This is a genomic window from Streptomyces sp. NPDC089915 (assembly GCF_040684675.1).
In the GTDB taxonomy this organism is placed as follows: domain Bacteria; phylum Actinomycetota; class Actinomycetes; order Streptomycetales; family Streptomycetaceae; genus Streptomyces.
Window position 1 is genome coordinate 1 of the sequence record NZ_JBFBGN010000170.1, and the last position, 12,806, is coordinate 12,806.

General features: G+C 74.1%; 12 protein-coding genes. 9 read left to right on the forward strand and 3 right to left on the reverse strand.

The window, feature by feature from the left end:
* Positions 1–35: 35 nt before the first annotated feature.
* Positions 36–644, reverse strand: a complete 609-nt coding sequence (locus AB0O29_RS31150) for a hypothetical protein (protein WP_365158280.1) — start codon at positions 642–644, stop codon at positions 36–38.
* A gap of 204 nt (positions 645–848) precedes the next feature.
* Here AB0O29_RS31150 and purN point away from each other — a divergent pair, with 204 nt between their 5' ends.
* Positions 849–1,472, forward strand: a complete 624-nt coding sequence (gene purN / locus AB0O29_RS31155) for a phosphoribosylglycinamide formyltransferase (protein WP_365158283.1) — start codon at positions 849–851, stop codon at positions 1,470–1,472.
* Positions 1,469–3,052 (forward strand): bifunctional phosphoribosylaminoimidazolecarboxamide formyltransferase/IMP cyclohydrolase, encoded by a 1,584-nt coding sequence (purH, locus tag AB0O29_RS31160; protein ID WP_365158286.1) that lies wholly within the window; start codon positions 1,469–1,471, stop codon positions 3,050–3,052. The genes purN and purH overlap by 4 nt, the downstream gene beginning before the upstream one ends.
* A gap of 91 nt (positions 3,053–3,143) precedes the next feature.
* Here purH and AB0O29_RS31165 read toward each other — a convergent pair whose 3' ends face one another.
* A complete protein-coding gene (locus AB0O29_RS31165; RefSeq protein ID WP_365158288.1) occupies positions 3,144–3,878 on the reverse strand; it encodes an RDD family protein in 735 nt (244 codons plus the stop codon).
* 252 nt (positions 3,879–4,130) lie between these two features.
* On the opposite strand from AB0O29_RS31165, the gene AB0O29_RS31170 reads away from it, so the two are divergent.
* The 6 genes from AB0O29_RS31170 to AB0O29_RS31195 all read left to right on the forward strand — a co-directional run bounded on the left by AB0O29_RS31170 (position 4,131) and on the right by AB0O29_RS31195 (position 10,710).
* Positions 4,131–4,991: a bifunctional methylenetetrahydrofolate dehydrogenase/methenyltetrahydrofolate cyclohydrolase gene (locus AB0O29_RS31170; protein ID WP_365158291.1), complete on the forward strand. Its 861-nt coding sequence runs from the start codon at positions 4,131–4,133 to the stop codon at positions 4,989–4,991.
* Positions 4,981–5,625 carry a DUF3017 domain-containing protein gene (locus AB0O29_RS31175; protein ID WP_365158294.1) on the forward strand — a complete coding sequence of 215 codons (645 nt, stop codon included), beginning with the start codon at positions 4,981–4,983 and terminating at the stop codon, positions 5,623–5,625. The genes AB0O29_RS31170 and AB0O29_RS31175 overlap by 11 nt, the downstream gene beginning before the upstream one ends.
* A gap of 313 nt (positions 5,626–5,938) precedes the next feature.
* Positions 5,939–6,928 carry a malate dehydrogenase gene (locus AB0O29_RS31180; RefSeq protein WP_365158297.1) on the forward strand — a complete coding sequence of 330 codons (990 nt, stop codon included), beginning with the start codon at positions 5,939–5,941 and terminating at the stop codon, positions 6,926–6,928.
* A 136-nt stretch (positions 6,929–7,064) separates the two neighbouring features.
* Complete coding sequence (locus AB0O29_RS31185) at positions 7,065–8,879, forward strand: hypothetical protein (protein WP_365158300.1); 1,815 nt, start codon at positions 7,065–7,067, stop codon at positions 8,877–8,879.
* The gene (locus AB0O29_RS31190) at positions 8,869–9,249 is read left to right on the forward strand and encodes a hypothetical protein (RefSeq protein ID WP_365158303.1); all 381 of its coding nucleotides are present in this window, start codon (positions 8,869–8,871) and stop codon (positions 9,247–9,249) included. Before AB0O29_RS31185 ends, AB0O29_RS31190 begins: the two co-directional genes overlap by 11 nt.
* A 447-nt stretch (positions 9,250–9,696) precedes the next feature.
* Complete coding sequence (locus AB0O29_RS31195) at positions 9,697–10,710, forward strand: hypothetical protein (RefSeq protein WP_365158306.1); 1,014 nt, start codon at positions 9,697–9,699, stop codon at positions 10,708–10,710.
* A gap of 7 nt (positions 10,711–10,717) precedes the next feature.
* Here the strand turns inward: AB0O29_RS31195 and AB0O29_RS31200 are convergent, their stop codons facing one another.
* Positions 10,718–11,221, reverse strand: a complete 504-nt coding sequence (locus tag AB0O29_RS31200) for a carboxymuconolactone decarboxylase family protein (RefSeq protein WP_365158308.1) — start codon at positions 11,219–11,221, stop codon at positions 10,718–10,720.
* A gap of 46 nt (positions 11,222–11,267) precedes the next feature.
* Here AB0O29_RS31200 and AB0O29_RS31205 point away from each other — a divergent pair, with 46 nt between their 5' ends.
* A complete protein-coding gene (locus AB0O29_RS31205) occupies positions 11,268–12,686 on the forward strand; it encodes a PLP-dependent aminotransferase family protein (RefSeq protein WP_365158310.1) in 1,419 nt (472 codons plus the stop codon).
* Positions 12,687–12,806 lie beyond the last annotated feature (120 nt).

Consider the following 12,806-nt stretch of genomic DNA (forward strand, 5'->3'; position numbering starts at 1 on the left):
CCCCGCCGGCGTTTGAGGCGCGGGGAGCGGTGCGGTCAGCGCTGGACCTTCAGGACGTTGCCGATCACGTTGTCCGGGAGGAGGTCGTTGCACTGGAGTTCCGCCGTCTGCGTCAGGGCGTCGTCCCGGCAGACGTAGAAGTCCTTGTACGCCAGCTGGAGCCCGTACGAGGTGCCCGCCAGGAGCAGGGCCAGCGTCGCCGAGACCATGCCGCTGATCGCCGCCGCCCGCTGCGGCCGGGCCGCCGGGCCGAGGTCGGAGAGGCCGCCGGGCCGGGCCGGGGTGCCCTTCTCCGGGTCGGCCGGGGTCGCCGCGCGGCCGCGCAGCGCGCTGATGCCCCAGTACATGGCCAGTGCGCCCAGCAGCAGCCCCACCGAGGGGATCCCGAAGATCCCGAAGAAGAACCCCCACATGCCCGCGAGCATCGCGTACCGCGCGCGCCGCTGGACCGGGTCCATCGGGTCCCAGCGGGCCGGCCCCCCGGGCTCCTTGCCGGGGTTCGGGTCGGACGGGCCCGACGGGCCGCCGCCGTCGCGCGGGCGCTGCGGCTGCCGGGGCTGCCAGGGCTGGTCGGGCCGGCCCTCCGGTGGCGCCGCGAAGGGGTTGTCGTCGGTGGAGGGGTCGGGCTGACGGCGGTCCGGCATCGAGTGGCTTACTTCCCCTGTGTCGTGGACGTGTAGCCCTGACGCTACCGCCCGGCCGTCCCCCCGTCCCTCGGGGGCGGTCCCGTGTGCCGGTATCGTTGCAGGCGGTCGGTGGCTTCGTATGGTTCCCCGTATATCGGTACCCCGAAGTTTCGTATGACCACACAAGACCAACGTCGCAAATCCTGTGAGAAAGGGCCTCCCATGGCCGCCTCCCGCCTGGTCGTGCTGGTTTCCGGCTCCGGCACCAACCTCCAGGCCCTGCTCGACGCCATCGACGCCCACCCCGGCGGTGCCGAGGGATTCGGTGCCGAGGTGGTCGCCGTCGGGGCCGACCGCGAGAACATCGCCGGTCTGGAGCGGGCCGAGAAGGCCGGGATCCCGACCTTCGTGTGCCCGGTCAAGGCCTACGGGAGCCGTGAGGAGTGGGACACCGCCCTCACCGGGGCCACCGACGCGTACGCGCCGGACCTCGTGGTCTCCGCGGGATTCATGAAGATCGTCGGCAAGAACTTCATCGACCGCTTCGGCGGCCGGTTCATCAACACCCACCCCGCCCTCCTCCCGGCGTTCCCCGGAGCGCACGGGGTGCGGGACGCCCTCGCGTACGGGGCCAAGGTCACGGGCTGCACGGTCCACTTCGTGGACAGCGGCGTGGACACCGGTCCGATCATCGCCCAGGGTGTCGTGGAGATCGGGGACGGGGAGGACGAAGCCGCGCTCCATGAGCGCATCAAGGAAGTCGAGCGCAAGCTGCTCGTCGACGTCGTGGGGCGCCTGGCCCGGCACGGCTACCGCATTGAGGGACGAAAGGTAACAATCCAGTGACCGCCAACGAAACGACGACGGCTACCACCCAGCGGCCGATCCGCCGTGCGCTCGTCAGTGTCTACGACAAGACGGGACTGGAAGACCTGGCCCGCGGCCTGCACGAGGCGGGCGTCGCGCTCGTCTCGACCGGCTCCACCGCGTCGAAGATCGCCGCGGCCGGCGTGCCCGTCACCAAGGTCGAGGAGCTGACCGGCTTCCCCGAGTGCCTCGACGGCCGCGTCAAGACCCTCCACCCGCGCGTGCACGCCGGCATCCTCGCCGACCTGCGCCTGGAGGACCACCGCCGCCAGCTCGCCGAGCTGGGCGTCGAGCCCTTCGACCTGGTGATCGTCAACCTGTACCCCTTCCGGGAGACCGTCGCCTCCGGCGCCACCCCGGACGAGTGCGTCGAGCAGATCGACATCGGCGGCCCGTCGATGGTCCGCGCCGCCGCCAAGAACCACCCCTCGGTCGCGGTCGTCACCAGCCCCGCCCGCTACGCCGACGTGCTCGCCGCCGCCCAGGGCGGCGGTTTCGACCTCACCGCCCGCAAGCGGCTCGCGGCCGAGGCCTTCCAGCACACCGCCGCGTACGACGTCGCCGTGGCCTCCTGGTTCACGAACGCGTACGCCCCGGAGGCCGAGGAGGGCGTCCTGCCCGAGTTCCTCGCCGGCGCGTGGGAGCGCAAGTCGACCCTGCGCTACGGCGAGAACCCGCACCAGGCCGCCGCGCTCTACACCGACGGCCAGCCGGGCGGGCTCGCCAACGCCGAGCAGCTGCACGGCAAGGAGATGTCCTTCAACAACTACGTGGACACCGAGGCCGCCCGCCGCGCCGCCTACGACCACGAGGGCCCCTGCGTCGCGATCATCAAGCACGCCAACCCGTGCGGCATCGCGGTCGGCGCGGACGTCGCCGAGGCGCACCGCAAGGCGCACGCCTGTGACCCGCTGTCGGCGTTCGGCGGCGTCATCGCCGTCAACCGCCCGGTGACCGTCGAGCTCGCCGAGCAGGTCGCGGAGATCTTCACCGAGGTCATCGCCGCCCCGGCGTACGAGGACGGCGCGCTGGAGGTCCTGGCCAAGAAGAAGAACATCCGCGTCCTGAAGGTGGACGGCACCCCGCACCAGCCGGGCGACCTCAAGCCCGTCAGCGGCGGCGTGCTGCTCCAGCACTCCGACGTCTTCCAGGCCGAGGGCGACGACCCGGCGAACTGGACGCTGGCCACCGGCGACGCCCTGTCCGCCGAGGAGCTCGCCCACCTCGCCTTCGCCTGGCGGGCCTGCCGTGCCGTGAAGTCCAACGCGATCCTGCTGGCCAAGGACGGCGCCTCGGTCGGCGTCGGCATGGGCCAGGTCAACCGCGTCGACTCGGCGAAGCTGGCCGTCGAGCGGGCGGGCGCCGAGCGCGCCCAGGGCTCGTACGCGGCCTCGGACGCCTTCTTCCCCTTCCCGGACGGGCTGGAGATCCTGACCGCCGCCGGTATCAAGGCGGTCGTCCAGCCGGGCGGTTCGGTCCGTGACGAGCAGGTCGTCGAGGCGGCGCAGAAGGCGGGCGTGACCATGTACTTCACGGGTACGCGCCACTTCTTCCACTGAGCCGCGGCCCGGCTCCGGATACGGCGAAGGCCGCCACCCGCTGGTGCGGGTGGCGGCCTTCGCCGCGTGCGAGCGGTGGTGCGGGGAGCGGTTACTTCGTCTTGACGACGAGGGTGCCGGCCGCGCGGTCGTGCCAGCCCTGGAGCTTGCCCGAGTTGTCGAAGAACGGGGAGAGGTAGACCAGGAGCTGGCCGATGCCGCAGAGGACGCTGCCGACCATGGGGATGATCCAGCGGATGAAGCCGCCGCCGATGCCGGGGGCCTGACCGGTGTTCTCCTTGACGACCTTCAGGCCGAGCGCCATCTTGCCGAGCGTGGCGCCGACGAAGGCGATCATCAGCCATTCGTAGAGCAGCGTGATGAGGAAGAACACGAAGATGGCGCCGAAGAACGCGGCGACGATGCCGCCGGCCTGGGCGGCCGCGTCGTTGACGCAGGTCTGGTACTGCGGCGACAGCGGGTCGATGCCGGAGCAGTCGTCGATGGACTTCGAGGCGCCGAACACGCCGGCCAGGCCGATCGCGCTGAAGACGGCGTACAGGATGCCGATGGCCAGGCCGTCGATCAGGCGGGCGCCGAAGCGGCGGCCCATCGGGGCGACCTGGACGGTGCCGAGACCCGCGACGTTGATGTAGCCGTTGTTGGCCTGCAGCGTGCCGGGAGCCTGCGGCGGGACGCCGTACGGCTGCTGGCCCTGCTGCGGGTAGCCGTAGCCGGCCTGCGGCGGGACGCCCTGGGGGGCCTGCTGCGGGTAGCCGTAGCCGGGCTGCTGTCCCTGCGGCGGCTGCTGCTGCCCGTAAGGGTTGTTCGGGTCGCCGAAGCTCATCTGGGTGTTTCCTCCGTGAAGTGCGGGGACGCACGGCACGCTGGAGGACACTTGCTTCTGCGGTACGCCCCCCGGCACTGCCCGCGGCACTCATTGCGTTCGTCTTGCTGCCCGTCATCGTGGTGGGCCCGCACCGGGCTTGTCCAGTTGGTTGCGGAGCCGGGTCAGACTTGTTGTGCAAGTGCAATGAAGAGCGGGTTCCGGCCACCGCCCGACTGGAAGCGGGGCCGCCCCATCCGGAAGGATGCCCTCATGAGCGCCCAGATTCTCGACGGCAAGGCCACCGCGGCCGCGATCAAATCCGAACTGACCGCCCGGGTGGCGGCGCTGAAGGAGCGGGGCGTCACCCCGGGCCTCGGCACCCTCCTCGTCGGCGACGACCCGGGTAGCCGCTGGTACGTCAACGGCAAGCACAAGGACTGCGCCGAGGTCGGCATCACCTCCATCCGCCGCGAACTGCCCGCCACGGCCTCCCAGGAGGAGATCGAGGCGGTCGTGCGCGAGCTGAACGAGGACCCGGAGTGCACCGGGTACATCGTGCAACTCCCGCTCCCCAAGGGCATCGACACCAACCGCGTCCTGGAGCTGATGGACCCGGCCAAGGACGCCGACGGCCTGCACCCGACCTCGCTGGGCCGGCTGGTCCTGGGCATCGAGGGCCCGCTGCCCTGCACCCCGTACGGCATCGTCGAGCTGCTGCGCCACCACGAGGTCGAGATCAACGGCGCGCACGTGGTCGTCCTCGGCCGCGGCATCACCGTGGGGCGCTCCATCGGGCTGCTGCTCACCCGCAAGTCCGAGAACGCCACCGTGACCCTGTGCCACACCGGTACGCGCGACCTCGCCGCGCTGCTGCGCCAGGCGGACATCGTCGTCGCGGCGGCGGGCGTCCCGCACCTGGTCAAGCCGGAGGACGTCAAGCCGGGCGCGGCCGTCCTCGACGTCGGCGTCAGCCGCGACGAGGACGGCCGGATCGTCGGGGACGTCCACCCGGGCGTCGCCGAGGTGGCGGCCTGGATCTCCCCGAACCCGGGCGGCGTCGGCCCGATGACCCGCGCGCAGCTGCTGGTGAACGTGGTCGAGGCGGCGGAGCGGGCCGGCAGTGCGGGCTGAGCACGACGCGAGCGGCGCGGACACGACCGGCGGCGGCGACGCGGCCGGCGGTGCGAACGGGGCTGCCAGGGCGGGCAGTGCCGACGCGGCCCGCGGTGCGAACGGGTCCGCGAGGGCGGCCGGTACCGACGCGACCGGCGGCGCGAACGGGGCCGCCAAGGCCGGCGCGGCCGGGGCCGCCAAGGCCGGCGGTGCGAACGGGGCCGCGGTCGGCGGGGATCCGGGTGCCGGTCCCGCGCGGGCCGCGGCGCGGTCGCGGCGGTTTCCCGCCGTCACCCAGGACACCGCCCGTCCCGAGGGCGCCGGCCGGGCCATCCCCGGTGCCGTGTCCACGCCCGCCCGCCAGTGGCCGATGCTCAGCGTCCTCGCCGCCACCGCCGTCGGCCTGCTGACCACCGCGATGGGGCACCCGCGCATCGGCTGCCTCGTCATCGGCATCGCCCTGATCGCGGCCGCCGTGATGCGGCGCGCGCTGCCCTCGGTGGGGATGCTCGCCGTGCGCTCCCGCTTCACCGACATGGTCACGTACGGGCTGCTGGGCGTGGCGATCACGCTGCTGGCGCTGGTGATCGAGCCGAAGCCGCTGCTGCACCTCCCCTTCCTGGAGACGGCCGTCCGCTTCACCGTCCGCTGACCGGACGTCCGACGCCGCGCCGCCGGGACACCCCGCGGCGCGGCGCGCCCGTCCCCTCGAAGGGCCCTGGAAGGGACGGATTTCCGCACTGGAGCGCAGGTCGCGCGTGCGTTCGGACCTTCGAACCCGGGGGTCGTGTGCCGTGGACCACAGGCACCGGGGGGTTGGGGACCCCTCGGGTCGGATAGCCTGACGGGCGGATGTCTCTTCACGTCAAGATTCGCAGGACAGGGAAGCGGCGTCCTCCCCATTACCTGGGACCCAGCACACGGGGCGGGGACGCCCCACCGCCAGCTGTCTAACGGAGAAGGCCATGACCCGCACTCCCGTGAATGTCACCGTGACCGGCGCTGCCGGCCAGATCGGTTACGCCCTGCTCTTCCGCATCGCCTCCGGCCACCTGCTCGGCGCGGACGTGCCGGTCAAGCTCCGCCTCCTGGAGATCCCGCAGGGCATGAAGGCCGCCGAGGGCACCGCCATGGAGCTCGACGACTGCGCCTTCCCGCTCCTCAAGGGCATCGACATCTTCGACGACCCGAACCAGGGCTTCGACGGCGCCAACGTCGCCCTCCTCGTGGGCGCCCGCCCGCGCACCAAGGGCATGGAGCGCGGTGACCTGCTCTCCGCCAACGGCGGCATCTTCAAGCCGCAGGGCGCCGCGATCAACGCGCACGCCGCGGACGACATCAAGGTCCTGGTCGTGGGCAACCCGGCCAACACCAACGCGCTCATCGCGCAGGCCGCCGCCCCGGACGTCCCGGCCGAGCGCTTCACCGCGATGACCCGCCTGGACCACAACCGCGCCCTGTCGCAGCTCGCGCAGCGCACCGGTGCCGACCTCACCGAGATCAAGCGCCTCACCATCTGGGGCAACCACTCGGCGACCCAGTACCCGGACATCTTCCACGCGGAGATCGCCGGCAAGAACGCCGCCGAGGTCGTCAACGACGAGCAGTGGCTGGCCGACACCTTCATCCCGACCGTCGCCAAGCGCGGCGCCGCGATCATCGACGCCCGTGGCGCGTCCTCGGCCGCCTCCGCCGCCAACGCCGCCATCGACCACGTCCACACGTGGGTCAACGGCACCGCCGCCGGCGACTGGACCTCCATGGGCGTTCCGTCGGACGGCTCCTACGGCGTCCCGACGGGCATCATCTCCTCCTTCCCCGTCACCACCAAGGACGGCAAGTACGAGATCGTCCAGGGCCTGGACATCAACGAGTTCTCCCGCAAGCGCATCGACGCCTCCGTGGCGGAGCTCGTCGAGGAGCGCGACGCGGTCCGCGAGCTCGGCCTGATCTGATCCACCCGTACTGATCAGGGGGTTCACACCTACGCCTGATCAGTACGAACACCCTTGCGCCCCGGCCAAACCAGGCCGGGGCGCTTTGGCGTGAATCGGCCTGTCGGTTCACGTAGGGGCTTCATAAGGTCGCCCGGTGACCGACCCCCTGATCCCCCCTCAGCCCGGCGGCGACACCCCGGCGGACCCGCGCGACGGCCGCCCACCGGTCCATCCCTCCCTCAGCGAGGCGGGCCGCCTGCTGTGCGCGGGCACCTACCTCGACGGCTCCTACCGCGACCGCGTCATCGACGAGCTGTACGTCCACGAGGAGCGGATCGCCGCCCCCTCGTACGGCTTCGACGCCACCCGGGTCCTGGCCCACGCCCTGCGCGCCCGGCGCGTCGAGCTCGCCTGGGCCGCCGGGATCATCGGCGCCTGGCTGGTCGGCGTCCTGCTGACCAGCGGGCTGATCACCCTGCTGCTCGTCCCCTTCCTGCTGCTGGGCTTCGCCGACTGGCTCCGCGACCGGACGGACCCGTGGATGCGGTTCCTGTCGATGCTGCCCCGGGTCCTCGGCTGGCTGGGGCTGGCCGCCACGCTCTTCCTGTTCTGGGCGGCCTGGACCGACGGCGGCGACCTGGGCCGGTTGCTGCGGTACGCGTTCGGCGGCTGGGTGGGGTCCGACGGGTCCGGCCGGTCCGGCGGCTCGGGCGGGTTCGGCGGCTCCGGCGGAGCGGGGGGCTTCGACGGCCTCGGCGGGCCGGCCGGGACCGGCTCCGGCGGCTCCGCCGACTCCTCGCCCCTCTTCCTGTGGCTGACCCTCCTCGTGTGCGCGGGGATCGTCGTCCTGCTCGTGCTCCGCCGCGTGCACATCGCCCGGATCATCTCCACGGAGCTCGACCCGCGCGCGTACGCCGACCGGGCGGCCGACCCCGCCACGCAGAACCCCCGGTTCGCCCGGGTCCGCGAGCGCATCCTCGCCGAGCAGCACGACCCGCTGATCATGTACGACGTGAACGGGCCCTTCACCGGGGCGGGCGGCGGCTACCGGGCCTGGCAGCTGTCCGTGGAACTGCGCCCCCGCGAGGACCTCGGAGCCGGCCGCGAGCCGCACCCCGTCACCAACGCCGACATCGTGCGGCGCATCGTGCCCCTGCTCCAGGCCCTGCGCGTGCCCTCCCCGCACGGCTCGGAGCGCGCCCGGGCCGACGTCCGCGACCGGCTGCGCGAGCTGGTCCTCGACGAGTGCGTGTTCCTCCCGCCCACCGGCCTCCCGCACCGGGACATGGCCCGCCTGGCCCGCGAGCAGTTCACCGGCCACCGCCTCGGCGCCGTCGAGGAGGGCGGGGAGCGGCGCAGGCACTTCCTGCGCGTCCGGGTCGGCGGCTGGGACGAGAACCTCGTCGTGACCGTGTTCGTACGGGTCCACACGCAGGGCGGGATGATGATGCTGGAGGTGGCCCCGCACGTGCTGCTGCCCGTCCGGGCCCTCTTCCAGAACGCCGACGCCGACGCGCGGCGCCACCTGAACACCGCCTGGTACGGCAAGGCGGTGTCGGCCCTCGCGGCCACCCCCGGCTCCTTCTGGAACGCCGCCGCCGCCCTGCTGCGGGCGTTCGCCACCTGGTGGCGGACCGTCACCGGCCACCAGGACGGCCTCCTGCCGGAAGGGCCGCGGCTGTCGGTCCGGGAGGCCGGCGCGGCCGAGGACGGATCGCTGTTCCAGCTGATGGACCTCGACCGGTATCTGAAAACCGTTCAGGACCGGGTGGTGGGCGGGGTTACCGTCGCCCTGCACGAAGCGGGCTGGCACACGGAGGAGTTCGCGCGGCGCGCGGTCCACGTGGCCGAGGGCGCCACCTTCATCCAGTCGGTGCACGACAGCGCGTTCAGCGTCGGGGGCACCGGCCACCAGAACACCGCCGGCGGCGGCGGTACGAGCGACAAGGGGAGCAGCGGTGGTAGGTAACGGCGGCGAGGAGCGCTCGGTCCGGATCGGCGACGTCACCGGCAGCGCCTTCAGCATCGGCGGCCGCGACAACACGAACACCGTCCGGCAGGACGGCGACGGCGGTCGGGAGCGGGTGCCCGACGCGGGGGAGCTGCTGGAGGCGGTGCGCGAACTGCGCGCCGCGCTGGTGCGGCTGCCGCGCAGCACCGGGCGCGGGGAGCTCGACGCGGAACTGGACGGGGCGGCGGCGGAGCTGGAGGAGGCGGGGGAGATCCGGCCCGGCCTGCCCGCACGGCTGCGCGCGGCCCTGGTGCGGTGGGCTCCGCTGGTGGAGACGGTGAGCGCGGCGACGGCTCTGGGCGGCCTGCTCGCCGCACTGGGAGGCTGACCGGTGCCCTCGCCCGACGACACCTGGTGGAACCCGGGCACCCAGCGCTGGGAATGGGGCCCCAGACCACCCCACCCGACGCCCGAACCGCAACACCCGCCGGAGCCGGAACACTCGCCGGTGCCGGAACACCCGCCGGCGACGGAGGACCCGGCGGGGGCGGCGTACCCGCCTGAGCCGGAGGGCCCGCCCGAGTCGGAGGGCCCGCCCGAGCCGGCACACCCGGCCGTGCCGGAAGGCCCGGCCCGAGAGGGTCACCCGGGCTACCCGGAGCGCCCGTCCAGCCCGGAAGGCCCGGCCGGGGCGGAGGGTCCGGTGGTGACGGAGGGCCCGGCGGGGGCGGAGCACCACGTCCGGCCGGCGGTGCCGCCTGTTCCCTCGCGGCCGCCCGTGCCGTCGGGGTGGCCGGTGGAGCCGGAGGGCGGGGGCGGCGTGCCGTCGGCACCCGTGACCGCGGACTCCGGGCTGCCCTGGCAGCCGCAGGGGCGGCCGGCGGGTCCCGTCGGCACTGGGGCCTCGGGCCCGGCCGCGGTCGAGCCGGACGCCGTCGAGTCGCCCGGCGGTCCGGCGGCTGCCGAGAAGTCCGTGCGGGCCGGCGGGGCCGACCCGGCTGCCGGGTCCGTCCCGGCGGACTCCGGACTTGCCTGGTACGAGCGGGCCGCTCGGGGCGGGTGGGAGGCGGGGGACGGGTCGGAGGCAGGGCTGCCGCCGCTTCCGGCGGGGGGCTGGGGGCCGCCCGCGGTGCCGCCGCCGCCCCCTCCGCTGCCGCCGCCCCCGCCCGGGCGGGGGCAGTGGCGCACCCCGCTGCTGGCCGGGGTGGTCGCGGCCGTCGTCGGCGGGGGCGCCGTCGCGGCGTGGGTGCTGCTCGGGGCCGGGGGCGGCCCCGCCGCCGACGCCCGCCCGCCGGCCCGTACGGCTACGGCTACGGCCCCCGCGACGCCGCGGCCGTCCGCGCCCGCCACCACGGGCAGCCCGTCCGGCGGACCCGCCCCCAGCGGCTCCCCGAGCCCCTCCGCGGGCCCCGGTCACACGGTGGTGCACGACGAGGCCGGGTTCTCGGTGGCCGTCCCCGACGGCTGGGGGGCCAGCCACGACGAACAGGGCAACGGGGCCTTCTACCGTCCGCCCGGCGGCGACCGCAGCGCCCTGATCCAGATCTTCCGGATCACGGAACCCGCCTCCACCGGCTCCTGCGAGCTGCTGCGGATGTCCTCCGAACGGCTGAGCGGCGGGACCCCCGCCTACCGGCAGGTGTCCATCGACCCGGTCGCCGGCTCCTCCTGCGAGCTGGTGTACGAGTACGACAGCGCGGAGTCCCACGGCCGCCGCCGGGGCATGGAGCGGATCGTCACCACCCCGGACGGCAACCGGTGGGCCCTGCTGGCCGCCGGCCCGGCCGCCGACGCCACGACGACCAGGGCCAACCTGACGGCGGCCCTGGAGTCGTTCCGGCCGGAGTGAGCGGAGATCAGCGCTTGAGCGACCCCGGGGTGTAGTGCCCCGGGGACAGCCGGGTGGTGACGGCGAACCGGTTCCACATGTTGATCATGGCGATGGCCGTGATCAGCTGGGCCAGCTCGGCCTCCTCGAAGTGCTTGGCGGCCTTCTCGTACACCTCGTCCGGGACGAACCCGTCCGTCAGCACGGTGATGGCCTCGGTCAGCTCGATCGCCGCCAGCTCCTTCTCCGTGTAGAAGTGCCGCGACTCCTCCCAGGCGCTGAGCTGGACGATCCGCTCGACGCTCTCGCCCGCCGCGAGGGCGTCCTTGGTGTGCATGTCCAGACAGAACGCGCAGTGGTTGATCTGCGAGGCGCGGATCTTGACCAGTTCGGCGATGGCCGGGTCCAGGCCCTTCTGCGCCGCGATGTCCAGGGCGACGGCGGCCTTGTACGCCTCGGGCGCCAGCTTGAACAGCTGCATCCGGGGGGTGTGCTCGGCGGCCAGTTCCGTGGTCTTCGTGTCGTTGCTCATGGATCCACCGTACGGAGTGGACGGACCGCCTATATGGTCCATATCCATGACGGACTCGTGGGCCACTTACGGCGCCGACCTGCACCTGGACCTCGCGGCGGTCGGGGCCGGCGAGCGCGGCCTGCGGGCCGCGCTGACGGAGTCGCTGCGGGAGGCGGCGCGCAGCGGGCGGCTGGAGCCCGGCACCCGGCTGCCGTCCTCCCGCACCTTCGCCGCCGACCTGGGCATCGCCCGCAACACCGTCGCGGAGGCCTACGCCGAACTCGTCGCCGAGGGCTGGCTGACGGCCCGCCAGGGCTCCGGCACCCGCGTCGCCGAACGGGCCAGGCCGCGCCGCGCCCCCGGCCCGGCGCCCCGGGTCCGCCGCCCGGTGCGGCGCGGCCCCGCGTACAGCCTGGTGCCCGGCTCCCCGGACGTCGGCGCCTTCCCGCGCGCCGGCTGGCTGGCGGCCGCCCGGCGGGCCCTGACCGACGCCCCGAACGAGGCCTTCGGCTACTCCGACACGCGCGGCCGGATCGAACTGCGCGAGGCGCTCTCCGGATACCTGGCGCGCGCCCGCGGGGTGTACGCGGACCCGGACCGGATCGTGCTGTGCGCCGGCTTCGTGCACGCCGTACGGCTGCTCGCGGGGGTGCTGCGGGCGCGCCGGGTACGGGAGGTGGCCGTGGAGGGCTACAGCCTCGACCTGCACCGCGACCTGCTCACCGGGGCCGGGCTGCGGACCCGTCCGCTGTGGGTGGACGGGTCCGGGGCCCGCACCCCCGACCTGGCCGGGCTCGGCCCCCGGGTGGGCGCGGTGCTGCTGACCCCGGCGCACCAGTTCCCCACCGGCGCGGCCCTCACCCCCGACCGCCGGGCGGCGGCGGTGGACTGGGCGCGGACCACGGGCGGGCTGATCCTGGAGGACGACTACGACGGGGAGTTCCGCTACGACCGCCAGCCGGTCGGCGCGCTCCAGGGCCTGGACCCGGACCGGGTCGTCTACCTCGGCACCGCGAGCAAGTCCCTCGCCCCGGCGCTGCGGACGGGCTGGATGGTGGTCCCGCCGGACCTGCTGGAGGAGGTCCTCGCCGCGAAGGGCCCGGCTGAGTGGACGTCGAGCGCGCTGGACCAGCTGACGCTGGCCGAGTTCATCACGTCCGGGGCGTACGACCGGCACGTACGGGCGATGCGGCTGCGCTACCGGCGGCGGCGGGACGAGCTGGTGGCCGCGCTGGACGGCGGCTTCCCGGTCTCCGGCATCGCGGCGGGGCTGCACGCGGTGCTGGACCTGCCCGAGGGGACGGAACGGTCGATCGTCCAGGCCGCGGCCTGGCAGGGGCTGGCGGTGGAGGGGCTGGCGCGGTACCGGCACCCGGAGACGGGGATGCCGGTGCGGGAGGCGCTGGTGCTCGGCTACGGCACTCCCGCGGACTCGGCGTGGACCCCGACCCTGACGGCCCTGACGGCCGCGCTTCCTTTGTGACGCGCGGCGGGGCCGCGGGCCGTTGCCGCTGCGCGGGCTGGAATTTCGCTGCGCGAAATCCAGCCCCGCCGGCGTTTGAGGCGCGGGGTCCGGGGCGGAGCCCCGGGAGACGGCGAAAGG

Bases quoted from the DNA above. Each gene is read 5' to 3' on its own strand.
- AB0O29_RS31150 (WP_365158280.1), bottom strand. From the start codon at position 644: ATGCCGGACCGCCGTCAGCCCGACCCCTCCACCGACGACAACCCCTTC.
- purN (WP_365158283.1), top strand. From the start codon at position 849: ATGGCCGCCTCCCGCCTGGTCGTGCTGGTTTCCGGCTCCGGCACCAAC.
- AB0O29_RS31165 (WP_365158288.1), bottom strand. From the start codon at position 3,878: ATGAGCTTCGGCGACCCGAACAACCCTTACGGGCAGCAGCAGCCGCCG.
- AB0O29_RS31170 (WP_365158291.1), top strand. From the start codon at position 4,131: ATGAGCGCCCAGATTCTCGACGGCAAGGCCACCGCGGCCGCGATCAAA.
- AB0O29_RS31180 (WP_365158297.1), top strand. From the start codon at position 5,939: ATGACCCGCACTCCCGTGAATGTCACCGTGACCGGCGCTGCCGGCCAG.
- AB0O29_RS31200 (WP_365158308.1), bottom strand. From the start codon at position 11,221: ATGAGCAACGACACGAAGACCACGGAACTGGCCGCCGAGCACACCCCC.
- AB0O29_RS31205 (WP_365158310.1), top strand. From the start codon at position 11,268: ATGACGGACTCGTGGGCCACTTACGGCGCCGACCTGCACCTGGACCTC.